Source organism: Cedecea davisae (assembly GCF_044095835.1).
GTDB classification, from domain to species: Bacteria; Pseudomonadota; Gammaproteobacteria; order Enterobacterales; family Enterobacteriaceae; genus Cedecea; species Cedecea davisae.
The window spans coordinates 2097189-2122851 of sequence record NZ_CP172054.1 but is presented as its reverse complement, the minus strand read 5'-3'; the positions used below and the strand labels follow the sequence as shown (position 1 = coordinate 2122851).

The window sequence follows — 25663 nt, the reverse complement described above, 5'->3', positions numbered from 1 at the left end:
TTGTAGGGTGTTAATAGCTGTTCATTTTTCTGTTGTAATCTGCTACTACAGCATTAGCTTTATCAATGGCCTCTTGCTGAGCTTTCCTTACTCTCTTGGCGTCTGAATCAGCATCCTCAACGTACTGCTTTGCCTTAGCCACATAATTCTCAACCTCACGCTTATAGCTATCCATTGCATACTGATCGCTTGAGTAAGGCTGAGACGGTTCAATCTCTGAGAACTCAGGATAGCCAGAGTACCCCAGGTTAGAGCCACCATAGACGGCTGCATAGCTGGAAATAGGTAAAAGGAGTGCCGAAATTAAAAAGATATTTTTCATGTTTTTTCCCTTGTGACTGGTCACGCTAGTTGTGAAATTTATCCTTCGCTTTCCAACCCTCTCCGCTAAGAACAGGATGTAACGTTCCCACGATAAAACCCATGATTGCGAACCTTGGATCATCAACCTGCCCTTTAAGCTCCGCTGCATAATCAACTGGCAACCAAGCCACCAAATCGCCAATCCTCAATCGTGGACCTTTATCGTAAGCAGAATCGGCCACAACCATAAACCCGCCATCATCAGAACAGACTCTGAGGATAGTCCTTTGTCTACCCGAGTCCATTTGAATTGGCTGCTCTCCTGTCGGGCCCGGCTCGACGATTGCTAGCATCGGTTTATCCATCTGTATCTTGCTGTCCATAAACTGGCAGGCGTAGTCGAATGCTGACTGGTTATCTTTGAAGCTGAGAAAGTGATCATCGTTGCCAGCATTCCCTTTGCCCATTATTCTGTTAATCAATCGTCCTAACATGGTAACCTCAGGGTAATATATGAAAAATATAGTTTTATTTGTTTTTTGCATGCTAACCTCTTCAACGACATTAGCAGCAAGCGCGTGCGCACCAAACATCATAGAAACAGACATATGCCAAAAAGCAATTAAAATAGTTAATGAAGTTAGGCCTCACTTGCCAATTACGCTATCTGATTCCGTTGAAATGCTTGCAATTGACGCAAGTGATAACAAAATCATTGCCAACGTTAGAATAGACATGACAGAAGAGCAAATGATCGATGCTGCCATTAAGAATCATATTCAACCTGGAGTGGTAAAAACTAGAATGTCTGAGTTAGCAAAGTCAGGAGTTTGCGCTGGTAAAAACCCTCTTCGTTCTTTTATTCGTCTCGGGGGCGAGGTTAGTTACATATATTCCCACCCCTCAGGAAAAATCTATAATACTGTAAATATCACCTCATGTGAGTAACAGCTATCGCATCCCAGGATCAACTTGGTTAATCAGGGGGGCAATCCAGAACAGGTTATTTCCAGGCAGCAGGGTGCGCACATTGTGAAGCACTCTGTCGCCAGCATCGCCGTTGAGTACACCAGAGGTTACATCGGTGATGGTATCCAACAGACCAAAGGTTGGGCCCAAAGCTGAGCCAATGAATCCGCGACTGGCGTAACGAGACTGCGTGCCGGTGCCGAGAATTGCCCCCAGGCCAACCATGCCGCCGGACGCCTTTTCCGCCATGTTGTTATATTCCATGAGCGGGCCTAGGATGCCGGAACGGTCGATACCCTCCAGTACCAACTTTTGTGGTGACCAGTCAATATCTCGCTGGTTAGCCGCCTGCTTCAAAGCGTAAGTCAACGCGCCAAGACCGATCTGGAAAGCGGTTCCGTAATAAAATTGCGCTGTTCCTTCCTGCAAGCCGCCAAGCGTGGCGCGGTTATACGATGCAGTGGTAAAGGATTTAAACTGGAATACGGTTTTGCCAAGCGGCGTACTGGCCCACAACGGCGTATCACCGATCCCAGGAGTAACAACGGTATTGCTCACGTCCTTCAGCACCGCTGCCTGGAATATCCCAGCGACGTGCTGGTCGTCCCACTTATCAAAGTTGCCGATATGCCAGCCATCGATTTTCTCGCCGTGTACCCTGAATTCCGCCTGGATGCGCGACGCCATATTTTCGTTAATGCCGAGCTTTGCCAGGCGTTGCGCCGGGAACGCGCCTGAAAGAATGCCGTCAGAGGTTATCAGGCCGTTTACTGATTTGTTCATGTCATCGAAATGGCCCATCATCGTGAGTTTACCGAAAGCCTCAGTAACGCGTTCCATGCCCGCTTCCACAGCGGTAGTGCGTGATGAGCTGTCTACAAGGTCGCCCATTGTGCGTGCGCGGCTGTGCAGAATGGTTTCTAGTCCCACCGCCATCTTTTTCTGCTCTGCCCGGGCGGCGAGAAATGCCGGTGACTTGGTTATCAGAGCGCCATAGCCGCGGGCGATATTACTGAAGCCGTTCACCATGACACCGCGAGCCAGATCGGGTATTGCCGAAACAGTCATGCCGCCAAGCTTAGTGACAAAGTTAGCGCTACGCAGAAAATCGCCGGCTCGAACAAAGAACGATGATGGGTCATCTGGCATCCCGTATGTGCCAGCAAGGCGATCACGTAACGCTGTGATATCGCGAATATCGTTTTCACGCGCCTTCGCCAGTTTGGCCTGTTCCCTTTCAATTTTCTTATAAAGCTTATTATCAAAAGACTCCAGTTTGCTCTCAATAAATGCGTCGTAATCCTCCTGAGACATATTTGATTTCATGTTTTCTAATTTTTTTGCTTGCTCATCTTCCAGTTTACCAGGTAGTGCACGTAACAAATCATCATATTCGTCCTGGATATCTTTCAACCTTTCAGACATTGTTCTGTTGCCAAATGCCCGGGTAAGTTCAATTTCCGATGCTGCCTCACGAACATGCCGCTGCAAAACATAGTTAGCGTCACTTTCGAGATAATCTTTCATCAGGTTGTCAGGAACATTAAGTGTTCTTTCTTTTGTGCTACCAGCAGCCTTGACCGCGAAAACATTTGCAAAATCTTGAGGTATTTTAGCTCCGGTTATTTTATTAATAACCACATCTGCTGCTATTCCAGCTTCTTCATGCGTCATCGCCATGGCACCGCGTGACCACCAGTTAACAAGCAAGTTTCTGAACAGGTCCCGCTCTTTAATGATTTTGCCGACTTTGTACACTCGCGGGAAATAGCTGGTCTGACCTATAGCTTTCAGTTCATCGTCACCCGGCAGCAGCCCTAATTTCTGCTGCGCGACTTTGACTTTATTCACTACCTGCCGCATAGCCTGGGCAGATTCCTGCACCACAGGGTTACTGTGTATGTCATCGTTGCGCATGGCGTTACCAACCTCCTCCCTGAATTCACTGGAACTAAGATTGCCACCGCCAGCCTTATATTTGGTGTATGCCTGTTTATTGGTGACGACTACAGCCGCCTCTTCCCGGCGCCAGCCACGAACGCGAGTTTCTGCGGCCACCGGCGTTTCGATACCACGTAAATTTCCCTCTAGCGTGAAATTGTTCTCTGCCAGCTCGAGCGCAGTGCGGCGGGAGGTCAGCGACGGAGACTCAATCAAGCGGGTAATCGGCGTGAGATAGCTACCTGCTTTGCGGGCGGCTTTACTGACCGCTCCACCAGCAGGGGTTAAATCTTCCAGGGTGGCTTCGCTGATCCGCGCCGCGCCGACACTCCCCCCGTTAGGCAGGGCATCTGCCGCTGCATCCACCGGCGAGGTTACTCGCATATTATCCAGCGCGTCCTCCACCTCCCGCGTGGCCGCTGTTCTGACGGCTGGGGACAACGCCGCACCGGCACTGGCAAACACACCGCTAAGCAAAGCGCCTGCGGCGACATGAGACGCGCTTTCGCCCCATGTGCGGGTAATCTGCTGGTTATTAAGCCCGATCTCGCTTAGTGCGGTACCGGCTGCGCCGATAGCAACCTGTGAAGCAATGCGGGCAACGGCCCCGCCCTGGACGCCGGGGATAAACATCGATGCGACAGTTACCGGATCAACAACGCCAGCCGCGATACTGGCGAGCACACCCTCGCCGCCAGCATCTGCCAGTACGCGACGGTCTTCGTTCTCGTAATCAATTTGCTGTTTTATCCATGCCGTTTCTTCCGGAGAACGCGAATCAACGAATGCGGATCCCCACTGTTCGTAGCCGTGCAGCTCATTTTTGTCCGTGTACGGGTTGTACCCGTCCTGGTTTTCGAACTGCTTCGACGGGCGAAACATCCCGGCCAGCAGGTTATTCTGGCGAAAAGCAGCGCCCCACACTGAAGGTTGTTCTTCCGGCGGTGCGGGATTTTGACCCGCCGGGAGAGGAACATCAAACCCTGTTGGCTGTGGCAATATACTCCCGCCAGGAGTGTAACCATTTGAGAATTCATCTGGTAAAGAAAACACAGGCATTATTCATCACCCCATGAGAAGTAGTTTTTGAAACGGTTAACACGGTCATTGTGGAAAGTTTTGTACTGCTCATCGATGGCGTTGTGCTTATCTTTAAAGCCACGAATTTCCTGGCCTCTGATGAGTTCCTGCTGCTCTTGCTGCTCGCGTTCCTGCTGCATTTTCTGATATGGCCCCCAGTCTTCCAGCGAAGGTTTCCAGCGACTTACCTGTCCAGACTTGTCGTATAGTGGTTGTACGGTTTCAACTCCTTCGTCACTCTTTGTGCGCACCATAATTGCGTAGCCAAATCCTTGAGGAGTAAGTACGTCAGGCGTGATTTCAAGCTCGCCACCGATGCGGGATTTAGGGATCGTGGTTTGTGCTTCTGGCGCACTACCTGAAGTGATACCCAAAGATGTAGGGCTTGTGGTGATGGTTTCTTTGCGGTCGCCGTACATCAGTTGTTCTTTCTCGGCTTTCCATTGCGCTGACTGCCAACCAGATGGACCATGGTTATACAAAGCTTCAGGCGCATACTTCATCAACTTAGCGTCGCCGTTAACCTCGCTGATGCTCCAGGTGCGAGCGATTTGCTGGTTGGTCATCTTCTTCGCTACTTCCGCGTTACCGCCAGAGCTGCGATAGTTAACATCGTAGATGGTTTGATAGTCATTTCTGAACCTTGCTGCGTCAGCATTGCTATCGTCAGCGGACGGCCCACCCCAACTAAAGAAGCCTGACATCTTGCTAACTGAGGAATCCATGGCACTGTCGCGCTCTTTTTTGTAATCCTTTGTCCCTTGAGTTGATGCTAGCTGCTGTTTCAAAGCATCTGTCTGGTTGTAGGTTACCTGCTGCGCATGATCTACCGCGGACTCAGGAGCCATCCCGGCGTCGCTGAGCTGCTTCACGGTGAGGTAAAAACTCTGCATATCTTTCGGCATGTCACCAACGGAAGCCATATCAGCATCATATAGTCGATTGAATAGCTGAGCGCCTTCAATGACAACCTGCGGGCTTTTGGCACGGGAGATCGCCTGGAGTTGCGATGTTACCTGAGAAGGAATAATGCCGGTTTGTGCTACCTGCTGCACAATGTCATTGTGCGTTCCTGTGTCATTTACGCGAAAGTTCTGGGCAGCCTGAGTATAGTCAGCCGCTTTCTGCATAGATTTATCAGTAGGGTCCAGTTTTTCCCCTGTAGACAATGCTTCATTGAACCTGCGGGAATCTCGCTGATCCTTAATCACTTCATTGGACCGTTGGACAAGAGAGGATAGCTTTCCATAGGCATCGAGCTTTAAAGCATAATCCGGGTCATTAACCTGCGGCTTCATCTGCACCAGTTCCGCTTGCTGCCTTGCAGGATCGAGATACTGAATTGCCTGGAATTTTTTAGCGCTGTCCATCGCAATATTTAGCTGGGTAACCATTTTTTTACCCTGCGGGCCAAACCCGAACATTATCGATGGAATTGATGGCATCGCATCCGGCACCTCACCATTGTTCAACTGGGCGAGAGTGTTGTTATACATCGGTTCCAGTGATTTGAGCACAAGGCTACGCTGCTTCTCTATCTGCGCATTAGCAAGATTATCAATCTGGTAGACTGTAAGCGGATCCATCCCGGTTTTATTTTTGTTATAGCGGGCCAGCCAACCGCGCGTTTCAGCAGGTAGATTCCTAATAAAATCAGTCTGTGAAATTTCCCCCTTGCGTGGATCTCCAACCTTGGCAATAAGCTCATCAACATTACCCTGCCCCCAGTTATAGGCCGCTCCGGTAAGAGTTTCTGAACCGTATTTAGAATACAGTTGACCCAAGTAATCTTTAGCCAATTGAGCATGTTGCTCTGGGTCATTTGGGTTGTACTCAACGCCTCGTTTAGCTGCCAGTTCTTTTCCTGTTTTTGGCATCAACTGGTACTGTCCCTGCGCCCTCTCCCCTGACTTCGTTACCGGCCCCTGGATAACCGTACCGTCATCGGAGAAATGCTTGCCACCAGACTCAACTATGCCAATGGCTCGTAAATCCATACCGCTGCTGTTTTGTTCTAAACCTGAAAAATCGCCATTCATCCAGCCGAGTGGGTTTGAAACAGCATAATTTTTGGCTCTTAGCTCAGTAGCTGCCTGGTTGTCTTTTTCTATCTCGGCAAGGATTTGTTCCTGAGACCATCCGCGCGCGGCACCAAACCTCGCAGTGGCAACGGTACGAGTGTTTTTAGCCAGAATAGCAGCCTGCGGATCGTTCCAGGCGTCAGCCTCCTTCTGTATCTGCAATTGCCTGGTAGCATTATGCTGATCATCCTCAAAAGCATTAACCTGGCCTAATTCATACCGCCCAACGTTCCCCTGAAACTGTATTTGCTGCTGCCTGGCCTGCTGCATGAACATTTGGCGAGATGCATCATCAGGGAGCGAGTCAGAAAGCTCCTGAATTTGCTCACTATATTTCTGTGTGAATTCTTGCCCCTTACCAAGGGCATTTCTACCCTGCAAGCTATAGAGCTGAGTTTTAAGATCTTCTTCAGCCTGGCTAAGCTTCAATCCCGCGTCCTGCGCCATCGCCACATTAGCGCGCTGTTTTGCCTCGGCAAAGGCACCGACATATTTCTCGCCGACATTAGCGATAGCCCCGAACGCATCCTGCGTTGGTGCTGCGGTAAAGCCGCCTGTCTGCACGCCGGTGCTTTGTACCTGGCGGCCTTGCACTGTTGGAACGACTGGCATCAGTAGCCCCCTATTTTGAATTGTGGACTGCTATTAACGAAGCTCTTATCTGAAAGCATTGGCGTGGTTCCACCGCCGGAAGAGATAGCCTTGGAGAACGGGTTCCATGTTCCACCCGCCATCTGGTATGCGCCATATGCCTGTAGTGGAGCAGTGAGAATTGTGGTTAATGCGCCGGTACGACCATTAGATCGCGCGGCGTTAGCCTCTGCCCTGGAGTTCATGGCCTGTACCTGGAAGCCATACGCTTCACGCTGCGCATTGTTCACCGTCGTCAGCGCATCAAGCTGGCCGAACTGCGCGGTGTCGCCGAAGATGTCCAGTGCATTACCCGAACTTAAGTCTGCCCCGGTAGCTCCCATTGTTGCGGCTTGAGTACCGGCTGCCTGCCGGTTACGACGGCGCACCTCATCAGCCTGGTCGTTACCACGGTTGATGGAATCCTGCGCCTGCTGCTCGGCAATACTGGCATTCTGGTTTGCCACCTCTGCCTGATATTTCCCCTGCTGGTTCTGGCTGTATGCCTGCATGGCTGACATTGCCAGCACAGCACCGCCGATCACTGTTGGGTCACACATTATTTTTTCTCCATGTGGAATCGGTGGAAAGGCAGACCCTGCACACCGTATGGCGTAGGGTCTTCAAGATGAAAGCCAAGCCAGTGCAGCCATGCTTTAGCGACGTGGTTTCGCTGATCTACGAAGTTTTCAAGGTGCGGATACAGTGAAAGGAACTCGCTAACTACTGGTCTGGAGTTGCGCAGAAAGATTCGATAATTACGCTCAATCAGCGTTGAACCTACCAGCCATGGCGTACCCCTTCCGCCGATAAGCGATGAAGGTGCAACACCGAAGATTCCGATCACTTCACCTTTAACTACCCCGGCCCACGCCCTGGTCGAGACGCGTAGCGCGTGTTCAAGAACTTCTACCGGAGTTTGCCCGGATGCTGCGATGAACTCTGCTACGTCAGCTTCTCGGATATTAGGTAGTAGCGCGGCCACATGATCGGCAGTGGCCGGGACAATGTTGGTGCTGTTCATCATGCACCACCTACGGAGACGCGAGGTATTACAGCCAGAACAGAGAGTGGCAGCGGGTCAGATTGTCGGATATACACGCGCCCGGCTTTATCCCACTGCGATTCGAGTTTGACCTCAACAACGCCGGTGGCATCGGAAACCGGATCGTCGTAGAACTCGAACTCTCGCTGTGGGTATTCGTAAAGGTGCTCTTTATCCGTGCCTGCGAATATGCCGCGGCTGGCGTTAACAATTAGGCTAACGGTCGGCATTAGCTTCTTCTTATCCAGCAGCGTTTCCTGGCCGTTGATATTGATGTCCAGCGTTTCAAATTCCGCTGTGATTGGCAGTCCGATATGAACTACTGCACCCGGTGATTCCAGCGTAACAGCACCACCGTTAACCACCTTCTGCGGCTCAACGTTGCCATCAGAAAGAATGCTCACCGTCTGTCCTTCAAGATGATCAAGGCCAGCAAAGTGCTCTCTCGCCATTCGCCAGTTAGATGTGGCGATAGCCTGGAACTGCGACGGTACATTGCGGTTAGCTGAAATGGTCACGGTGTTCCCGTTCACGAATGCCACGATGTCACAGCGCAACTGCTTATATACTGCCGCACCGGTATCGTCGTCTGCTTCTGTATACGGCAACTGGATCTGAGCCCCAACATCACCAGCAGTAAAATACGCTGCCCCGCTTATGGTAAGCGTGTACTGCCACTGGTAATTCCACTCTTCGGTGCCGCCCGAGATGGTAACTGTGCGCCCGCTGACGCTACGACCGTCATAGCTCAAGCCACAATCGACAAAGAACGCATCCTCTTCACTGGTGAACTGTCGGGTTTGCAGGCGCTCAACATAGCGTTTTACCTGGCCATTGATGGTGCGGTTTACCACGAAATAAACAGCATCCTCACCACCTTCGCTGATGCATACAGTTGACTCGAATCTTCCGGTGGTTGGCTGCGGTGCCCATGCAAAAACCTGCTGTTCACGGAGATATGTCAACGCCAGCAGCATGCCATCATCGCGGATCGCCCACGCGATTGAATAAGGCACAATGGAGAATGACCAGTCCACCAGCGTGTGATTGGCGAACAAATGGTTTGCCAGTATCGTCAGGTCGTTACCCTGGTACCCATCGACGTCGAACGAGTAAGCCAGATCCCGCACGGCACTCCCCTTCTCCTGCACAAACAGGGCGATGTTTGCCACGGCAATCGGCGGGATGTTGCTCGAGCCGTTAGAGCCCTGAGAGCTGAACGCGAAAGAGCTTGGGGTAAGCACTTTGTTCTGGTCGCCGGTGATCTGATATTCACCACCAGAGGTAAGGGCCACCAGCGAACCTACATCAATCAGGTGGCGAATCTCGTTAACTTGCCGCCCGGCGTAGGTATAGATAATCCGGTCATCGTCCTGAAGCGGGTTATTCTTGCCGAAGTCTTTATAGTCACCAGTACGGCTTGCCCAGATGGTTTGTGGATATGCTGTAGACGCAGCAAAGTAGAGGCGCTGCTGATAGTAAACTACCGTTCCCGGATAGCCATTGACGCTGTTCCATGCGAAACGCGCCCACTTATAGCTGGCATTAGCTGAGCCAACGACCTGCGAAGGAAGGTAAGAAATAACGGTTGCCGTGGCCGTCAGTCCATCGGCAGCCACAGCCGTGATCCGGGCAATGCCAAATCCAGAGTGCAGGTACTCCCACTGCACGCCGGAATCTCCACTCCATCCATCCCACGACATTCCCTCTGTATGAGAAGGCCTCAGCGTGCCAGTTTTTCCCGCAGTGTTTGCACGGTAGTAATTGCTGTCCGCACGACGAATATCATTCACGACGGTGGTCTTGCTCGTTTCCCATACCGGCACGGAATCAACCGCCGGCTGTTCGAGATAGAAAAGCTTGCCCACCTGCTCGGCACCGAATATCGCGGTTCTGGCAGTTAGCGTAACAGTGCCGGTGCTGGCGCTGGCGTAAACCTTCACCGTGTTATCAACGTTGATTTCTTCGAATGGCCCGTTCTTTGTTTCCACCTCCACCAGTTGCCAGTTGTCATGCGCGTAGCGGCGAAGCTCCATTGGCGGGTATGCTGGGTGAACGATAGTCAAAACGTCAGCTGACTGGGTGAACTTCAGGCGGAACAAGTCGGCTTCAGCGTATGGCGTGACCAGTTCGTAAATAGTTGTGGTATCGGTAACCAGAACCTGGCCACCGTCCTTGTAAACGCGCATGTACTTGTCGCCAAACTCCAGCGCATACGTCTGCACAGTTGAGAACTGGAACGGGATCAGGCGGCACTTCTTATCTGCATATTTAGCCGCGGCGATAAACTTCGTACCAGGCCTGTTCTCCACCCCGCCATACTGGCGCACAACAAAGTTACGGCATTTGCGCAGCGCCACGGCGTATTTAGCCATATCGATGCGGCCATAAAGCGACGGGCCAATTTCGCCACCGGCGAAGCTCGGCTGAATCAAACTAAAAGCCATTATGACAACCTCGCAATAGTAAATTCGCTCTCTGGCTGCGGCGGCTCCTGAGACTCTTCCAGGCTGCGCGAACCGGCGCTAAGAATGGTGCTACCGTACATTTGCATGCTGCCCTGATCGCGTGCACCAGTTAGCTGCATCGCAATTTCTCCGGCCAGTCGCCAGGCCAATGCGTCACGAAAAATGTCATCAAACATGTTCACGTCAGTAACCTGGGCGACATATTTCAACCATGCCTGAGGCTGATCGGTATAAATAAGCTTTCCAGTGACAGAATCATCAGCTCCAACGACATACTGAATGCGCATAGCCTCAGTTGGGTTGCGCACTCCGGGCACCATGATTTCAATGATACGTTTGCAATCCGGCGGGTATGTGTAGGCATACTGCCAGTCAGGAGGAGGGTTACCTGTATCTGCAAGAGCAATGCGCTTGGTGGCAAACGGCCACGGAAAATCACTCAGGGTTGCATCACGGCAGGCTTCATAGTGCAGACTGCACGCGCCGGCCTCTTTGCTTTGCTCGGTAAGGCTATTGATAGAGCGGCTATTGCCTATGCGGCTCAGCGCGATATTGCAGATTTCGATAACCGAAGCCATTACTCATCACTCCCGTACAGTGTTTCTGCGGCGGTTTTCTGGTTAGCTTCACCGACAGGTGCAATCGCCATATCGGTGATCTGTAGGTCAGCGCTGCGGTTGGTGCCATCGTCAGTTTCTCGAGCAGAAATACCTTTGATTATCGCTTTTGCAGTAATCATCACCTCAGTGCCAACCGCCTGTGGCTGCGCCTTCAGTTTGTTCAGCGTGTCGTTGTTGAGAGTGATGCAAAGGCCCCATGGATAATCATCACGGGTCTGCGTTTTCCCGTTTTCATCCTGGTAGCTATCGGTGCCGGTCTTTAAATTTACGAGTTCCATAGTTCTGCTCCAGAAAAGAAAGGGGCCAACCGGCCCCTTGTGAGTGCCGGTTACACGCCCAGCCGCTGGCGCTCTTCCGCAATTTTCTCGCGGAGAGTTTCGGCTTTGGTGTTGAAATGGGGTTTATCTCCGAAAAGTGCTTCATACTCTTCACGAAGCTTTTCCAGCTCATCATCGCCATCATTCAGCGGCTCATTGCCACCCTGGCCCCCGGCGGTGATTTCTACAGGCAATTTCTTACCTGCTGCCTTCGCCTTTTTGGCCGCATCGTTCAGCGGCTCAAGGGCGCTGCCTGGCACGCCGTCGTACTCAACCTCTGCACCCTCTTCCCATAACTGGTTGTGGATGTGAGAGAGGCGAAGCACGCGGTATTTTGCTTTTTCACCTGACATCTAAATCCCCTTAACCAGTAATTTTCGAGCGGGTTGGATATGCAGTGTTGTTGTCCACATCCAGGTTAATACCGGCTGTGAACGCGCCAGCAGTCAGCGGGCCGGTGCCGACAACATAGTTAATGCGAAGATATTTCTGAACGCCCGCAGGAACCTTCTGGGAAACAATTCGCTTACCTGCAACCAGAGCAGACAGCGCCAGATCGCCACTACTGGAAATGGTGGTCCAAGTGGAATTATCAGGGCTGGTTTGCAACTGAACGTTAACAGTTGCCGCACCGGCTGCGGTTGCATTGGTGTTGACCAGAGTCCAGAACTCCAGCGGATAGCCCACGCCGATATCGCGGCGCGTGCCGTCGATTGGCCCGAGGTCAATCACATCAGTTGAAGCTGCGGTAGCGGTTACCGCCTGCGCTTCGGAGAACATCAACAGTTTGTCGGTGATCATTTTTTTCTCTCCGTTTGGCAGCCCGTCACCGGGCCGCCGGTTAAAGTCAGGGGTTAAACTACGCGTGCTTCGGTTTCCAGAAGCGCATCGGTTTCGCGGATTGGCACGCCACGGAATGCAGTCCACCATTCGCCTTCCGTCTCTTTAACGGAAATTGCCAGAGAGGCTTTATCCAGAGATTGCAGGTCGAGAGCCTGGGCAATGGTACGGTTCATGTAGAACACTGGCTTGCCCATGCCACGGTTAGGGATGCGGTGCAGCGCTTTAATCATCAGGGTAACGATGTTTGCCGCTGACCCTGGTGTTGACAGGTCGCTAATATCGATGTTGGCGATGCGAACAACGTAACGCCAGTCGCGCAGCACCAGGCCGTTATCCCACTTATAATGCGTGCGATAACCTTCGTACTGGCCGCCGTTGGCGTCTTTCAGCGTCTGCTGCCCTTTGTCTTCCATGTGCAATCCAGCTTTCTGTCCTTTAGGGAAAATGCCATGGACTGTGTTTTCACCCCAAACCACCAGCCAGATGGATGAGTTATCGGTACCGGTGCCACCTGCGTCGATGATGTTCTGAGCGTTACCAGCCGTCTTGCTTGAATAACGAGATGACAAGCCCATAAACTGCTGAGGGTTGATACTGGAGTCGCCGTAGAACAACGTCTGCGCCATCTGCTGGTTCATTGCTTCAATGAAGGCGCGATCCTCGGACAGACGGAATTCAGCGGTATTACCATTCAGGTCAGCCAGAGACTTATCAATCTCGGCATAGGTTTCCAGCATGCCGACACCGTCAGTAACCTGGACAGTGGTTGACTTGCTCGGCTGCACACCATAGTTCAGCAAACGCCAGGTTGCCGACGGCAGCCCGGAGCGAATGGTTGTTTTGTGCCCGGTAGGCAGGTTGCCTTCAACAATCAGCATGTCCTGGAGAATCGGGTTGGTCTGGCCCAGTAGCTCGATGATTTTATCTACCTTGCCACCGGAATCGATGCGCTTGCCCCAGTCGGCCAGCGTCAGCGCAATTACGCCTTTAACAGCCATAGTTCATATCCTCTTATTTGCCGTACAAAACTTCGGCCGCACTACGCTGGCCAGTGTTACCGGTCATAACCATGTCGTCTTCTGACATGGCTTTACCGACCTTCATGAACGCCCGAATGATTTCAGGGTGGTTACCCAGCCCGGTGGTGTTCAGGTATTCTTTGAGTTCTGGGCTGCCGAACTGGTCGAAGGCTTTCTGAGCCAGACCGACGTTAGCCGTCATCTTGTCGCCGCCGATCTCTTTGTCAGACTTGACATCGGCTGCCCACTGCTCGGTTTGCTTAGTCCATTTCTCTACCTGTTGCTGTTGCAGTTGCGGCAGAATTTTAGAGGAATAGACGTCAACGAATTTCTGAGCTTGTTCGTTAGTCAGGTTCAACTCGCGAGCAATTGGCTCAAACTCTTTGATCGCGACTTCATCAAGTGCCTGGCCTTCAGCGGCTTTGAACTCGTATTTCTCCGGTGCGCCGTCAGACTTCTGCTCCTTAGCAGCTTTCTCTGTTGCTTCTTTTTCAGCAGCTAGCTCAGTTTCAGTCTTCTGAGTTTCAGTGCCTTCCTCATCTTTCTGCCCCTGGGTTTGCTCCTGATTCTGCTGTTGCTGCTGGCCTTCACCGGATCCCTGAGAATATTCTGATCCGGTAGATGCTGCGGCAGACTCACCGCCTTCACCTGCCTGCTCATTACACAGTCGGCGGAACATGAGACGTTCAAACAAATTCATCATTTCTCTCCGTTAAACCGGGATTGTTTTTGCTTTAAGCTGCGCCAGCACAGAGGCGAGCACGGTACGCAAAGCAGTAGTGTCAGCAAGTAGCGCGTTGTACTTGGAAACCAGGTCGTTGTGGTCAGTCAGTAAACCGGCTACATCGCTTGCGGTAGATGCGGTATCTGCTGTTGCCGTCATAGCTGCTGGAGCTGCAATTGCCGCACCCAACTTCACACCGCCGTAATCAGAAGCAGTTGGAGCACCAATCACAGCTGGTGCCGGATCTGGTATTTCCACGATTTGGTTTGAGCCATCGAAACGGACAACCCTTTGTGTCTGAACCTGTGTCATGATTTTTCCTCGCTAGCCTCTGTGGCCATCTTCAGGTACTGATCCGGGCAGTGCTGCATAACGCGCTGAAACAGCGCCAACGCCAGATTGCGCTGCCCCTCGTTGAATGCCATTGCCAGAGCGTCCATTGGGGGAATTGCAGAGAACACGCGCCCCTGTTCCAGCACTGACCAAATCACGCGGCGGCCAGCTTCAGTGCTCATCACCAGGTTGATGTCTTCAGCCTCTTGACGTGACAGGTCACGCGCATTTATCTCTCTTTCAGCCCTCAGCTTATCTTCATCAAAATCGGTCATTGCTGGGGAACTCCGGCCATTGCGGAAAGAACACTCGGATCAGCTGTCTGCGCCTCGCTAAGCGTTTTAGCGCCCTGCGCTGCTGCCATGCCCATTTGCATAGCCTGCTGTTGCTGCTGTTGTTGGGCGCGCTGCTGCCGTGTGGCCTGCACGTCCTCTTCAGGGACAACAACCGTCGGAGAAACGCCTGACATAATCGCATAACTGTCAATCGCCTGGTCAACGTTGAGCTTGTCGAGTGCCTCAGGCTTGGCCTGCGCCATGTTCGCTACGAAGCCAACAAAGCGCTCAAGGCTGCCCAGCCCGATAGCTTTCTGTGCCTGAGCCATAACTGAGATGTATTCGATGCGAAGCGGCATGCCCTGCATCACGTCCGGCGGTTGCGGGAGCAGGTTCTTTTTCACCATGATGGAGAACGAGCGGTCGATCAGCGGATCAAGAAACTCGTCGTTCAGGCGTTCAAGTACCGGCCCGAGCATCAGCAGCTTCTCTTCTTTCATCTCGATCACCGCTTCAACCGGCATAGAGCGGGTATTCACGTTCTGAAGCATCATGAAGAGGTCAGTAAAGTAGGCGCTGTTGATAATGCTGCGCGTGTCCTGGATATCGGCCAGAAGGTCGGCGGTATTAGGGTTAACCAGGTATGCAGGCTTAAAGCCGTCCTGAGAACCCATCTGGTCGATATAAGTAATAGCGCCTGGCAGCAGAGAAACGCGCTGGTTCTTCAGCGAAGAAGGTCCCACCATTGGCGGGTTGGTTGCCTTGTCGATAAGCTGGCTTTTGCGCTTCTGCTCAAGCTGCAACGCTTTAACCTGACCCAGCGCCAGCATGCCAGGGCATGAAGAGCCGTAAACGTCCTCGCCGTTTACTTCCCAGCGTGGCGCCAGAATCGGGAACTCATCAAAACCAGATTCACGCAGCACGCGGTCATTGTCGCCGCCAGCCTCGTAATACACTGACTTGTAGAGCTTGTTCTTCGCGTCCAGCTTTCCTGTATCACGGTTCAGGTTCGGGTAAACGGCCTGGACAACTTCAATCCACGTTTCATAAGCGCCGGTTTCCCATAAACCCTTAACGGAGGTGCTGACCTTATCGATGCCAAACATCTGCACCATCTGGCGCACGGTCATGGAAAATTCACGGTATGTAGTATCAACACTAAGACGCGGACTGTTCGCAATGTAAAAGCTGCCAAGCGGGAACGGATACGTGCGGATTATGTCCTCGTTATCCTCGAGTACCGCCATAGCAGAGGTGCCATAGGTGCCAAGGCTGCCGTACATGATTGGCAGTGACTGGTACAGATTCGACTTATTGAACATGTCGTTCATACGGTTCTGTACAGTCTCCAGCCACATCTTCACCGGGCCGTAGTCCATCATCTCGGGATCAGGTGTTGCCAGCTTGAACCATGGTCGCGTCGGGCTTGTGATCCCGGACATCATGCCGGAGGCCAAAGTACGGTTAGCCATGGTGGCTGTCGGGTCAACAATCTTAGTGTTGCGGCGGTCGCCGCGGTTAACGTCACTCTTCAGGAAGCGACTGCTGCGCGGGCTAATCCACTCGCTCAGGTCTTGCCAGTGCGGCTCAAAAGAGCTTCTGTCCTGCTTAAGCTGGCTCAGCTCTTTCTGCAACTGCTCCTTCAGAGTATCCGGCATCGTTAACCCTTACTGGCCGAGCAGCGTTTTGCCGCTGGTTGTTGCTGTGGACGTATCGCCCTGGGCACCAGTCAGCAGCGTAGAGTTGCGGCCAGCCGCAGCGCGGCGGCGGCGCTCTTCATCATCACGCGCGCCAGTAACAGCAGCATCCTGCTCTTGAGGTGCTGCCTGAATCTCCGGCGCTGCCGGTGCTGATGGTGTACTTCCCATGCACATAGCGTTAACTCCAATGCGATTTAATTATTACCAATTAAACCACATAAGAATTATTTGACGTAGTATATTGACAGGTTACAATGTAATTATTACCTTATTGGTAATAACACGGTGTATGGCACATGCATCGCTAGCGGTCCCGAAGGCTCCTTTGCGTACTCATACCGACGGGATAAACCGGAATGTGCAAGCCGGGTCTTGTAACTACCTGACATGGCGACTCACCATCGCGGCGATACGGTGTGGCACCTCGGAAGAGACGAGGGCACAACGGCAGGCATCGTTCAGAACTCCCTTTCACTAATGTGGTTGGCAGTTAAACGCAACTGGAAGATGCCTACCGTTGTGGCAATTGCGGCTAAGCGCTCGCGGCGAGGCATGTTTTCAAACACTGAAAATGAAACGCTTTAGATAGTCTGACGTCGCCGGGTGTTGCCAGCCTGGCAGGTGGAGGCACCACCACCACAACCCAATCACGTAGCCAGCGTGGTACCAGAAGTAAGAAATGCTGTGTGTAGTCTTGGCGGTGGCAGTTATTCCCTTACTGACCACCGCCCTTTTTACACCAGGACGCCATTGCGATGACTTCCTGCTGTGAAAACCAAACTCCTATTGCTTCCAGTTCGCCCGGTTCGCCGGGCATTTTTTTAAGGTGAGATTATGAAAACAGTTAATATTTTGGCGAAACATCTTCACCAGTGGCCATTCAGTATGATTCGCCTGACACAGTCACGCGATGGCGTGTTCCATGGCACTCCATATGGAGAGGAATACTCGACATCTATCTTCTCCCCTGCCCATCTCGTGGGTGTAGCCGTTGCTGATGATGCCGGAATTTCAGTTACTGAATCCGATTGGTTAGCAGCAAAAGCCGAAAGCGCCACTGATACAACCTGCAACATCTCCAATACCACCACTGAAGAAGAGCAGCGCTTCAACGCTAAGTTGCAATGCCTGGATAAAGCGATTTTGCAAACCAGCGCATTCAGCAAACCAGCTGCCGAAGGCCTGGCTGAGGCCATCAATGCTGGATTTGACAAAATATCCAAGCCATTCATCATGCCTAGTGAACCGGTGAAGGTTATCGAAAAGGATTTATTTATCGCCGCAGTTGAGCCGCTCATGAAATATCTTAGCGAAAATCACCATCCGCACACATCAGTGATAGTAAACAGCATCACGTCTGAATTAGTAACCGGGGAGATGGTTCATAATACCGACAGATATTTAAGAGACTAACACCGTGACCAGTCACAATTAGCCCGCCGATGCGCGGGCTTTTTCATGCATACGGATCATAATCCGTGATGGCTCTACCCTGCTGCTGGCCTGGCATTCCAAACTGTTTTTTCACGACAGGGAAAGCGTAGGTAAGCACATAAGCATCAGCATTGTTCGGCGACCGTCCAAGCACCTCTTTGATTTCATCCTTGTCCTGTAAAATCTTCCGGCTGTCCTTAAGGCGAACTTTGTATTCAGGTGCACTTAGCTCGTCGGCAAGGTCTTGAGTATCAAGCTGAGCTCCGAGTTTCAGCGCGTCGCGGGCTGATTTGTACATTTCACCGCGCTTATTTCCCATCTCAGGATCTGATGTGCCGCTACCGAACCCTATCAGCGTCCAGTTACGCCCCCAGTTATCACCCACGGATTTCAGGCCGGTTCCGTATCCATAGTCGATAAACACCGCGTCAGCCTGGTATTGGTCTTCAAAGTCGGCAATTACCTTGGCGAACCATACATCATCTGTTGTGCGTGGATACTCGCCCAATTTCTTGCAGTGTAAACCTTTGCGGAGGTATATAACTGCCGGGTCTTTACCCTGGTGTGATGGGTCAACGCCAATAACCGTTGCTGCATGCATTACCTGCGCCTCGGTGATAACCCTTCCCACCGCTGGCTGAGTAAGGCCAGAGGGAATGAATTGGTTCTCAGACGCGTCAGGGAATATGCCGCGGACACGAACTTTCACAAAGTCGCTGTCCTCGCCGTAGTCATCCACCCACTTCTGCAACTGCTGTTTGTTGGTGCCTTCCACCGTACGGCTATCTATCTGCTTTGCCTTCCAACGGTGCCGGTATTTTCGGAAGCACTCGCGGAAACGCCCGGTGTTACGAGTCGGGTTACCGAACGCCACCCAGATGATTTCCGTGTCTTCGTCGGTCAGCGCTCCTTCTGCTACTTCCCACACCAGATCCGCGATGTTCGATGCCTCATCGAAAACCACGATGATGCGCTTACGCTCGTTGTGAAGCCCGGCGAACGCCTCGGTGTTGTGTTCGCTCCATGGAATGGCGTCGGCGCGCCAGCGCTTATCGTGGCCGGGATCGTTGCTGTACATCGCCGTGGCTGTGGTAGTGAACCACTCGGAGGTTATGGCCAGGTTCGACCATTTGATGATTTCCGGCCAGGTCTTGGTGCGCAGCTGGTTATCGGTGTTTGCGGTAACCACCACCTTACAATCCTCGCAGGTAGACATGCCCCAGTTAATCAGCATCGAGATAAAAGCGGATTTGCCGATACCATGCCCGGATGCCCGGGCAATCATCAGCGGCTGATGCCGGGTGGTCGGGTTCTGCAAGTGCTCGCCTATCTCCTGGAATGCGTCGGCCTGCCACTGGCGGGGACCAGATGCGTGAGCAAGCTCGGTGCCATCCTCACCCCATGGGAATGCGTAGAGCGAATAGCCGAGCGGATCATGCGTAAACCCGGCTATGTCCTCGATCAGTTGCTCTTCCGGGGAAAGGTTGGCGGCATCGGTCATTCATCACCGCCTTTCGATTTTGCCAGGCGGCGGCGGGCGGCGGCCATGCGGTCTGCAATGGTGACATTGACGTTAACGTCCAGACGCTCTTTGAACGCCATTACATCGACGTGCTTACCGATTAACTCGAGGTTCTTCACCTTGTCTGGCCATTTAACCTTCTGTAGCGTTGACTCGATATCGTCCTCACCTTCTTTCATAGCCATCGTTATGCGGTTTATATCCATCGCGCTGATTGATGTCCGCCATACTTTTGGCCATTCGCTAACCGGCCTTAACCCGCCGTCGTCGTTGAGTATATCCAGCACGTCCATCTTGTCGATTTCCACCAGCCGCAGCAGGACGTAATCAGCGCTGACGCACAGGCGCTTATTGCGCTCTGCCATTAGTTCAGCGATACGCTTCTGCACGCGCTCATCACGCATGTTCTGGCTGGCGAACTTGGCCGCCGTCTTGTGCGAATACCCGGCATTAATCGCGGCCTGGGTCTGGTTCTCCGGGCATTTAATGTATTCCTGGCAGTACGCTTCGACCTTCGCCGTCAGCGGCTTGTACTGCGTTGATTTCCGTTTCGGGTTAGCGACCATCGTTACCACCTGGTTATAAGTACCTTTTTGGTAATATTAACACGCAAAACAAAGCCGCCATAGTCGGCGGCCATTGTTCAGAATCCATCATATTCATCAAACATTTTTACCACCGTGACCAGTCACAACTTTAGCTTCATGTCGCGCCACCCTGCGGTTACCCAGCACTGACTATCACCGGCGCACGGGCACGAATTAACCGGAACCCGATCACCGCATTTCCCGCAGCGCCCGGCTGCAATGGATTTAATCAGGCCATTCATGCGGGCATTGTCCTGCCGGATAAGCAGCGCGATGTACTCCGCTGCATCGTACGGCGCCTTACCCGGGCGCCGGGCGGCGCAGTTCTGCGTCAGCATCTCCAGTTCCTGGGCATCCAGCGGCAGATCGATACGTCGCTCGCCACCAGCTAACTGCCGCGCTCGCTGCGCGGCTTTGCGTTCTGCTGCGGATTTAGCCATCGGAATTGACCTTATCCATGTGCCTTGAAGTAACCCAGGCCACAGCGGTAGCAACTAAAACCGGGTGATTACAGGGAACCTCATCCTTAGGGCCGTAACCAAAATAACGCTCAAACCAGTTGAGGAAATCGCTGTCAGAGTAAGCCAGCGCTATCATTTCATCGTTACTCACTATTTCACCTCCAGCTCTGCGATGCGAGCCAACGCCGCGGTTAAAGTGTCTTTCAGCTGGTCTGAGTAGAAATCGTCGCAGCAACTAGCGCACATGGCGCTGTCATCGGTATGGATAACCGTCATGCGCCATGCGTCGCAATGATCACATGTGCGCATAACAGACGATGACCAATCCCGGCGGATGCGCTCAGGCATCCGCAGCGCTTCGAGTTGTTTATTCATCACTCTTTACTCCGGACATAATCGTGAATGCTGAAAGCTGAGGATTGCCGCGAATAATTGACGTAGCCTCTGCAAATGCTTTTATGTGGCGACCGTCAAAAGGTAGTGTGGTAGTGCAGCAGCCGATTCCTTTTTCTTCGCTGTTCTCATAAGCAAATGAAGCAACCATCGGCAGGTTGTGCTCGTTGCAAATGTCGATAATCTGCTTCATCAGCGGACTGATTTTCTCGTCGTAAACGTTTTCGAGGTTGTAGTATTCGAGTTGTTTAGTCATTGCTGGCCTCGGCTTTAACAAAAATAATCCAGTGGGTTTTGTCGGCTTTGCCGGTGCGCTGCCAGATAGCAGGCTTCTCGTCAGTGAGGGCAATAACCTGGCTAACCGGAACCTGCGTTTCGTTCCACTTGAAGATGAGTACGCCCTGTGGCCGCAGCACTCGGAATGCTTCACGGAAACCGGCGCGCAGGTCATCGCGCCAGGTGTCTTTATTGAGCCGGCCATATTTTTTACCCATCCATGCATTCTCGCCGACACGCTCAAGATGAGGCGGGTCGAACACGACAACCGGAAAGGCGTTATCGGCGAACGGCAGCGAGCGGAAGTCTGCAATCACATCAGGACTGATAACCAGCTTGCGACCATCGCAAAGGGTGTGCTGCTCGGTGCGGATATCGCTGAATACAGCGCGTTCGTCCTGCTTATCGAACCAGAACATGCGGCTGCCGCAGCACATGTCGAGAATCGACGGCAGCGCTTCGGTGTTATTGCTCATCGCTGGCCTCCTTGTGACGAAGCCAGATGCACACCGCACCATCTTCGGTATCGTGAATAGAGCCAACAAACCAGCCATCGCCAGGCGCTGATAGCTCCGGCTGCCAGGACGAAATGTCGTAGCCGTCTGCGCTCGGATCAATTTCGTTCTCGCTACGGTATTCAATGATCCATTCGAGGCCGTTTTCGACCATCCAGGAATTAAACTCTGACATTGGGATGCGCTCGCGCCCATCACAGAACTTGTCGTATTCCGGGTGCGTCCAGTAGCCGTACTGATCGCGTTCAACCGGCAATGCTTGAATTTTCATGCTCATTTTCCTTGCTCCTTGCGCAGTTCTGTCGCCATCTCTGCCATGATTTCATCAGCGAATTTGCGGCTAAAATCACCCTTGGTTGCATCTTTCAGCATGTCAGCAGCGCTAAGAATCATGCGGGCAACGTCGACAACCTCTTTTGCTGGCGAGTCGATAAACCCGGCATCCCAGGCAGCAAGCAGACGATTAGCGGTGAAGTAGATACCCTCAGCCCGCGCATCGTTGCGTATCTGTGCCAGCGCGGCGTCGGTGGTTTCAGTGTCTACGCGGATGCTGTCACGAAGAATGAAGAAAGCGTTGAGCATTCCAGTTTCTGGAACATCGTCCTGATGCGCCTCGTACGCATCAAGAGCCTTCATCATTTCTCTGCCGAATGGCTGAGGATGGGCATTACGATACTTTTCCATTTCCGCCGCCAGCCCCTGCACCTGAGCCTCCAGGTTCGTCACCGTGGCTTCGTAGGCAGTTACCTCATGACCCTTTTCACGCAGAGCCAGGGTTGTTACATCAAGCTGTGCCGCCAAACGTGAAACAATCTTCGCTATCTCGATGATTGGCGTGTCGTTCGATATGGCTTTGGCGAAGTCATACCCCGCCTTGACTAACTCATTGTTTCCGCTGTGCATAGTTACCTCTCTTTACCTTGATAACCTATTGATTTAATTGATTACTAAACCGTTTTAAAATTCTTCAATCTTCCACCCGCCACCGAGCTTTTTCGGTTTTGGGGTAATAGCGATGATTCGAAACGGGTACTGGTCTGCGGCTACTTTGGTTTTCACCCGGGCATCGTCAGTCCAGAAACCTTTCACTTCGTGCAATTCCATCTGTCCATTCGCCAGCATCACTGCGAAATCAGGCGTGTAGAACGTGTTATCCGCCAGTCTTAGCTTGATACCTTCGAACCGGTACCAGGCTATCTCGCCTGCCCGCTTGCGCATTTCCAGCAACTGGCAATACGCCGCTTCGGTTTTGTTCATGGCCCCGGCTTTCAACCGGCCAAGGGCTTGCACTGACTTCTTCATGATTTACCTCACTGGTAATAATTACCTATTTGGTAATAGTTGGCAATATAAAAAATGCGTAAACAGCGATAATCGCAACCACTGCTTAAACGCTCTCAGAAGCTCACAGAGCTGTTTTACATGTCACCACACTAAAACGACGGCCTGACGCCTAATCGTTGAAACTGATGCCGCTGGTGCAGGATTTTGACCATTCGTAATTCATTTGCGGTTTGTATGTCTCAACTTTTCGAGAATCGCCAGCACTTCAGCACGCCCCGTTCCGCCGTCGTGAGTCCTGCGCCCTGTTGGTTTTTCAGAGAGCAACGGGCGAGGCTCTGGCACTTTCCCACCTGCACGCACTTTGTCAGACCAGGCTTTTAGATGGACCACAGCTCGCTTCTCAATCTCTATGTCGTTCAGGTTGCGATCAATCATCTCTGAGCGAAGTGTGCAGCAGATGTGATACAGCACAGGCTGTTTCCAGTTGAACGTTTCCGGGCAGCTGTACTGATGCCGGGTCCGGCAGTACCGTCGCCACTCTGTAATGACTTCTTCGACCTTCAGGCCAAACGGGTTTGTCACGTCACTGCTGACGATGCCCATGAACTCAGCCAGGTCTGGTGCGAACTGGTTGCCAGCGCAGCAGCGCTGCACACATGCATCAACCGCAGCCTGTAACTGCTGGTCAGTGAGCGCTGAAATCACCTGGTTCCAGCGTAATGACGGCGCTCTGCCGTTCCTGGCTTTCCACTTGTCCGAGTAAATCCCGGTCATTTCTGCCCAAAATACTGCGGATCTCTGGTTCGCTTCTGCCGTTGGCTCGAAGCTGTTCTGCCATGGCTGCGATTGAGTCCTCGACGGCATCACCCCGCCACGGCCCACGGTACCCATCAGCTCGGATATTGGTTTCATCGCGTTTGTCTCCGGTTGGTTTGTTACGGCCCTGATTGCGCTTCAGCGCCTGGGCGAATTTCTGTTCCCACTGAACGTGGTGGAATGCCTTACCCTCTGCCTGCCAGTACGTGACAAATTCCCGCAGCGCCGTTTCTGGTGGTGGCTCTGTCATCACGCAGCCCCACTGTGCCGCCTTCAGCAAAAAGTCATCGTCCGGGCGCCAGCCCTGGTGCAGGGTGAACTTTCCGGTGATGCCGGATCCGCCTGGTGAAGGGGGGCGGTTGTCGATTATCGAGTTAGCCGCAGCAGGTCCAGGCGAAACGCTTTCGCGCGCACCCGCGCTAGAGAGGGGTTTATCTTTTAGATCTTCTCTTCTCTTCTCTTCTCTGGTCTTCATTTTGTCCGCTTCTGATGCGGACACTTTGCGGACGTTTCTCTTCCTGTCTGCATCCTGTGCGCGACGCTTTGCCGACTGCCCGTTATGGGCTTCAAACCTTGGCATGACTAGGTTTTCTTCCTCTTCACATAACCAGCCGACGGCAATCATTGCCCGAGCAAAACCGGGGAAGCCGATCAGGTCGTCCAACGTTTCAGGACTGTAACCATCCAGAAAACCATCAACAGAGTGGACATCGAAAAGACACCATGCGGAATGTAGTCCGCCAACTATCCGCAATCTGTCCGCTTTCAATGCGGACGCCATGCGGACAACTTTAGGATGCGTGTGGAGGTCAGCGCGCATCTTGATCCAGTCACCAGCCATCAATCACCTCCAGGGGTTACCACCCGGAATTCGATAACCCAGACCCAGGGGTTAGCCTGCCAACTCTCTTCGCCGTAGATGGACTCCCAAAGCGCAGCAAAGTTATCGTATGGGGTTTCGTAGTCTCCGCCGCTATCTGGATCTGAGTAAGTTGGTCGCCAGCCGGTGAGCTCCATCCCCTCAGCCTGAGCGTCTTCCTGGCTGATATCATTAAGCCGCTCAGCGCGAACGCCGGTAATCTCCAGCGTTATGCGACTTGCCCAGCGCGGCATGTGGATTGATGGCGTCCATTTCCCGTACGGCCAATTGCCATCGGCGGCATACAGAATTGCAGAGCATCCTGCCGGTTCGTCGTGGTCGGGCACGGTGCTGAACGTCTCTCGCACCCAGATGCGCTCCCCCACATAACCGTATGGGCATGCTATGGGCATATCACCGTTGCGGACCATCGTTCGGCCGGCATGGAATGGAATCCAGTATCCAGGCTCACCGCATTCATCTTCAGGCTCTATTTTTTCCGGCTGCGGCTTCATAATCCGCCGCGTCTGCGTCTTCAAACCATCGAGGATGGCGCGCACCATCTCAGCATTGAAAATCATCCCGCGCTCTTTCATGCCGCCCCCTGAGCTGCCTTCATCGTCTGGATGAGTTCATTACGGTGTCGGTATACACGCGCAACGGTGCATTCAACACAGCCGCCGTTCGCTACCCAGCGCTCGCTGTCATGGCCGTACTTGCACACCTTTCCGGTATAGAACTTGTTGAGGCCGAGCTTTGCCGCCTCTACGCGAGTAATAATTTTCAAGCCTCACCCCTTGGTTTTGTGTTTTTGTTACAGCTTATTTTGCACTACAGCACGCAAAGATCAACCACAAACGGATTTTAATTACCATTTTCTAGCGAGCATAAAAAAGGCCGCTCATTGGCGGCCCGCTTGCGGAGGTATAACGGGGGGATCAGGAGTAGAAAAAATCCACCAGCTCAGCTTTGGATGAAACAGCCTGGCGGGATTTACACGCCTTAAAAAGCCCTTCCATCAGCTTCTTAGCTGGAACGCGGCGCCGCCCGGTGAGGTGCGTCTGAATGTAGTGGCTGGTCGTCCCGGCGTCGTCGGCAAACGCCTCGCGCTCGTCTTTGTTCATGTCCAGCCAAAATTTTTTAAAATTAAATGGCATATTTTTTGGTT

Annotated in this window: 34 protein-coding genes; 2 read left to right on the top strand and 32 right to left on the bottom strand. The window is 52.5% G+C overall.

Translation table 11 applies throughout. The annotated features are described in order from the left end of the window. Nucleotides 1-10 precede the first annotated feature (10 nt). Both ACG1VR_RS10535 and ACG1VR_RS10530 read right to left on the bottom strand, forming a co-directional pair. Entirely contained in the window at nucleotides 11-322 is a 312-nt protein-coding gene (locus tag ACG1VR_RS10535; protein WP_395490890.1) for a hypothetical protein, read from the bottom strand. 25 nt (nucleotides 323-347) lie between these two features. Beyond that, nucleotides 348-797: a hypothetical protein gene (locus ACG1VR_RS10530; protein WP_395490889.1), complete on the bottom strand. Its 450-nt coding sequence runs from the start codon at nucleotides 795-797 to the stop codon at nucleotides 348-350. 19 nt (nucleotides 798-816) lie between these two features. Between ACG1VR_RS10530 and ACG1VR_RS10525 the strand changes: the two genes are divergently transcribed. Continuing rightward, entirely contained in the window at nucleotides 817-1251 is a 435-nt protein-coding gene (locus tag ACG1VR_RS10525) for a hypothetical protein (RefSeq protein WP_395490888.1), read from the top strand. Nucleotides 1252-1254: 3 nt separating this feature from the next. On the opposite strand, the gene ACG1VR_RS10520 is transcribed toward ACG1VR_RS10525, so the two are convergent. From ACG1VR_RS10520 to ACG1VR_RS10450, 15 genes are read right to left on the bottom strand one after another with little or no spacing between them, the layout of a single operon-like run. Further along, nucleotides 1255-4272 carry a hypothetical protein gene (locus ACG1VR_RS10520; RefSeq protein ID WP_395490887.1) on the bottom strand — a complete coding sequence of 1006 codons (3018 nt, stop codon included), beginning with the start codon at nucleotides 4270-4272 and terminating at the stop codon, nucleotides 1255-1257. Beyond that, a complete protein-coding gene (locus ACG1VR_RS10515) occupies nucleotides 4272-6986 on the bottom strand; it encodes a transglycosylase SLT domain-containing protein (protein ID WP_395490886.1) in 2715 nt (904 codons plus the stop codon). The genes ACG1VR_RS10520 and ACG1VR_RS10515 overlap by 1 nt, the downstream gene beginning before the upstream one ends. Continuing rightward, the gene (locus ACG1VR_RS10510) at nucleotides 6986-7564 is read right to left on the bottom strand and encodes a hypothetical protein (RefSeq protein WP_395490885.1); all 579 of its coding nucleotides are present in this window, start codon (nucleotides 7562-7564) and stop codon (nucleotides 6986-6988) included. Before ACG1VR_RS10510 ends, ACG1VR_RS10515 begins: the two co-directional genes overlap by 1 nt. Beyond that, nucleotides 7564-8028 (bottom strand): hypothetical protein, encoded by a 465-nt coding sequence (locus tag ACG1VR_RS10505; protein ID WP_395491090.1) that lies wholly within the window; start codon nucleotides 8026-8028, stop codon nucleotides 7564-7566. Before ACG1VR_RS10505 ends, ACG1VR_RS10510 begins: the two co-directional genes overlap by 1 nt. Further along, complete coding sequence (locus ACG1VR_RS10500; protein WP_395490884.1) at nucleotides 8028-10496, bottom strand: hypothetical protein; 2469 nt, start codon at nucleotides 10494-10496, stop codon at nucleotides 8028-8030. The genes ACG1VR_RS10505 and ACG1VR_RS10500 overlap by 1 nt, the downstream gene beginning before the upstream one ends. Continuing rightward, on the bottom strand, nucleotides 10496-11095 hold the full coding sequence (locus ACG1VR_RS10495; RefSeq protein WP_395490883.1) for a hypothetical protein: 600 nt from the start codon (nucleotides 11093-11095) through the stop codon (nucleotides 10496-10498). The genes ACG1VR_RS10500 and ACG1VR_RS10495 overlap by 1 nt, the downstream gene beginning before the upstream one ends. After that, on the bottom strand, nucleotides 11095-11415 hold the full coding sequence (gene gp10 / locus ACG1VR_RS10490) for a capsid staple protein (RefSeq protein WP_395490882.1): 321 nt from the start codon (nucleotides 11413-11415) through the stop codon (nucleotides 11095-11097). Before gp10 ends, ACG1VR_RS10495 begins: the two co-directional genes overlap by 1 nt. Before the next feature lie 50 nt (nucleotides 11416-11465). After that, nucleotides 11466-11807 carry a hypothetical protein gene (locus ACG1VR_RS10485; protein WP_395490881.1) on the bottom strand — a complete coding sequence of 114 codons (342 nt, stop codon included), beginning with the start codon at nucleotides 11805-11807 and terminating at the stop codon, nucleotides 11466-11468. Between the two features lie 10 nt (nucleotides 11808-11817). Continuing rightward, nucleotides 11818-12255 (bottom strand): Bbp16 family capsid cement protein, encoded by a 438-nt coding sequence (locus tag ACG1VR_RS10480; RefSeq protein ID WP_395490880.1) that lies wholly within the window; start codon nucleotides 12253-12255, stop codon nucleotides 11818-11820. Between the two features lie 53 nt (nucleotides 12256-12308). Continuing rightward, on the bottom strand, nucleotides 12309-13295 hold the full coding sequence (locus tag ACG1VR_RS10475; protein ID WP_395490879.1) for a major capsid protein: 987 nt from the start codon (nucleotides 13293-13295) through the stop codon (nucleotides 12309-12311). A 13-nt stretch (nucleotides 13296-13308) separates the two neighbouring features. Further along, entirely contained in the window at nucleotides 13309-14016 is a 708-nt protein-coding gene (locus ACG1VR_RS10470) for a peptidase (protein ID WP_395491089.1), read from the bottom strand. Between the two features lie 12 nt (nucleotides 14017-14028). Further along, on the bottom strand, nucleotides 14029-14352 hold the full coding sequence (locus ACG1VR_RS10465) for a phenylalanyl-tRNA synthetase subunit beta (protein ID WP_395490878.1): 324 nt from the start codon (nucleotides 14350-14352) through the stop codon (nucleotides 14029-14031). After that, the gene (locus ACG1VR_RS10460) at nucleotides 14349-14648 is read right to left on the bottom strand and encodes a hypothetical protein (protein ID WP_395490877.1); all 300 of its coding nucleotides are present in this window, start codon (nucleotides 14646-14648) and stop codon (nucleotides 14349-14351) included. The genes ACG1VR_RS10465 and ACG1VR_RS10460 overlap by 4 nt, the downstream gene beginning before the upstream one ends. Next, nucleotides 14645-16306 carry a portal protein gene (locus ACG1VR_RS10455; RefSeq protein ID WP_395490876.1) on the bottom strand — a complete coding sequence of 554 codons (1662 nt, stop codon included), beginning with the start codon at nucleotides 16304-16306 and terminating at the stop codon, nucleotides 14645-14647. Before ACG1VR_RS10455 ends, ACG1VR_RS10460 begins: the two co-directional genes overlap by 4 nt. Before the next feature lie 9 nt (nucleotides 16307-16315). Next, nucleotides 16316-16522 carry a hypothetical protein gene (locus ACG1VR_RS10450; RefSeq protein ID WP_395490875.1) on the bottom strand — a complete coding sequence of 69 codons (207 nt, stop codon included), beginning with the start codon at nucleotides 16520-16522 and terminating at the stop codon, nucleotides 16316-16318. A gap of 660 nt (nucleotides 16523-17182) precedes the next feature. Between ACG1VR_RS10450 and ACG1VR_RS10445 the strand changes: the two genes are divergently transcribed. After that, entirely contained in the window at nucleotides 17183-17761 is a 579-nt protein-coding gene (locus ACG1VR_RS10445) for a hypothetical protein (RefSeq protein ID WP_395490874.1), read from the top strand. Nucleotides 17762-17804: 43 nt separating this feature from the next. Here the strand turns inward: ACG1VR_RS10445 and ACG1VR_RS10440 are convergent, their stop codons facing one another. The 15 genes from ACG1VR_RS10440 to ACG1VR_RS10370 all read right to left on the bottom strand — a co-directional run bounded on the left by ACG1VR_RS10440 (nucleotide 17805) and on the right by ACG1VR_RS10370 (nucleotide 25652). Next, nucleotides 17805-19283, bottom strand: coding sequence for a terminase (locus tag ACG1VR_RS10440; RefSeq protein WP_395490873.1), 1479 nt, complete (start codon nucleotides 19281-19283; stop codon nucleotides 17805-17807). Beyond that, nucleotides 19280-19870 carry a terminase small subunit gene (locus tag ACG1VR_RS10435; RefSeq protein WP_395490872.1) on the bottom strand — a complete coding sequence of 197 codons (591 nt, stop codon included), beginning with the start codon at nucleotides 19868-19870 and terminating at the stop codon, nucleotides 19280-19282. The genes ACG1VR_RS10440 and ACG1VR_RS10435 overlap by 4 nt, the downstream gene beginning before the upstream one ends. Nucleotides 19871-19992: 122 nt before the next feature. Then, nucleotides 19993-20331, bottom strand: coding sequence for a hypothetical protein (locus tag ACG1VR_RS10430; RefSeq protein ID WP_395490871.1), 339 nt, complete (start codon nucleotides 20329-20331; stop codon nucleotides 19993-19995). Continuing rightward, nucleotides 20324-20503 carry a hypothetical protein gene (locus ACG1VR_RS10425; protein ID WP_395490870.1) on the bottom strand — a complete coding sequence of 60 codons (180 nt, stop codon included), beginning with the start codon at nucleotides 20501-20503 and terminating at the stop codon, nucleotides 20324-20326. Before ACG1VR_RS10425 ends, ACG1VR_RS10430 begins: the two co-directional genes overlap by 8 nt. Further along, a complete protein-coding gene (locus tag ACG1VR_RS10420; protein ID WP_395490869.1) occupies nucleotides 20503-20727 on the bottom strand; it encodes a hypothetical protein in 225 nt (74 codons plus the stop codon). Before ACG1VR_RS10420 ends, ACG1VR_RS10425 begins: the two co-directional genes overlap by 1 nt. Then, the gene (locus ACG1VR_RS10415; protein ID WP_395490868.1) at nucleotides 20720-21001 is read right to left on the bottom strand and encodes a hypothetical protein; all 282 of its coding nucleotides are present in this window, start codon (nucleotides 20999-21001) and stop codon (nucleotides 20720-20722) included. The genes ACG1VR_RS10420 and ACG1VR_RS10415 overlap by 8 nt, the downstream gene beginning before the upstream one ends. Then, nucleotides 20994-21497: a class I SAM-dependent methyltransferase gene (locus ACG1VR_RS10410; protein WP_395490867.1), complete on the bottom strand. Its 504-nt coding sequence runs from the start codon at nucleotides 21495-21497 to the stop codon at nucleotides 20994-20996. Before ACG1VR_RS10410 ends, ACG1VR_RS10415 begins: the two co-directional genes overlap by 8 nt. Next, nucleotides 21487-21813: a hypothetical protein gene (locus ACG1VR_RS10405; protein ID WP_395490866.1), complete on the bottom strand. Its 327-nt coding sequence runs from the start codon at nucleotides 21811-21813 to the stop codon at nucleotides 21487-21489. The genes ACG1VR_RS10410 and ACG1VR_RS10405 overlap by 11 nt, the downstream gene beginning before the upstream one ends. Further along, nucleotides 21810-22439, bottom strand: a complete 630-nt coding sequence (locus tag ACG1VR_RS10400) for a hypothetical protein (RefSeq protein WP_395490865.1) — start codon at nucleotides 22437-22439, stop codon at nucleotides 21810-21812. The genes ACG1VR_RS10405 and ACG1VR_RS10400 overlap by 4 nt, the downstream gene beginning before the upstream one ends. A 54-nt stretch (nucleotides 22440-22493) precedes the next feature. Next, complete coding sequence (locus tag ACG1VR_RS10395; RefSeq protein WP_395490864.1) at nucleotides 22494-22838, bottom strand: DUF1064 domain-containing protein; 345 nt, start codon at nucleotides 22836-22838, stop codon at nucleotides 22494-22496. Nucleotides 22839-23039: 201 nt separating this feature from the next. Continuing rightward, the gene (locus tag ACG1VR_RS10390; RefSeq protein ID WP_395490863.1) at nucleotides 23040-23525 is read right to left on the bottom strand and encodes a replication protein P; all 486 of its coding nucleotides are present in this window, start codon (nucleotides 23523-23525) and stop codon (nucleotides 23040-23042) included. Continuing rightward, nucleotides 23506-24477 (bottom strand): DnaT-like ssDNA-binding domain-containing protein, encoded by a 972-nt coding sequence (locus ACG1VR_RS10385; RefSeq protein ID WP_395490862.1) that lies wholly within the window; start codon nucleotides 24475-24477, stop codon nucleotides 23506-23508. Before ACG1VR_RS10385 ends, ACG1VR_RS10390 begins: the two co-directional genes overlap by 20 nt. Then, on the bottom strand, nucleotides 24477-25091 hold the full coding sequence (locus ACG1VR_RS10380; RefSeq protein WP_395490861.1) for a morphogenetic protein: 615 nt from the start codon (nucleotides 25089-25091) through the stop codon (nucleotides 24477-24479). The genes ACG1VR_RS10385 and ACG1VR_RS10380 overlap by 1 nt, the downstream gene beginning before the upstream one ends. Continuing rightward, nucleotides 25088-25282, bottom strand: a complete 195-nt coding sequence (locus ACG1VR_RS10375) for a hypothetical protein (protein WP_336709722.1) — start codon at nucleotides 25280-25282, stop codon at nucleotides 25088-25090. Before ACG1VR_RS10375 ends, ACG1VR_RS10380 begins: the two co-directional genes overlap by 4 nt. A 151-nt stretch (nucleotides 25283-25433) precedes the next feature. Continuing rightward, complete coding sequence (locus tag ACG1VR_RS10370) at nucleotides 25434-25652, bottom strand: hypothetical protein (RefSeq protein ID WP_395490860.1); 219 nt, start codon at nucleotides 25650-25652, stop codon at nucleotides 25434-25436. Between the last annotated feature and the right edge of the window lie 11 nt (nucleotides 25653-25663).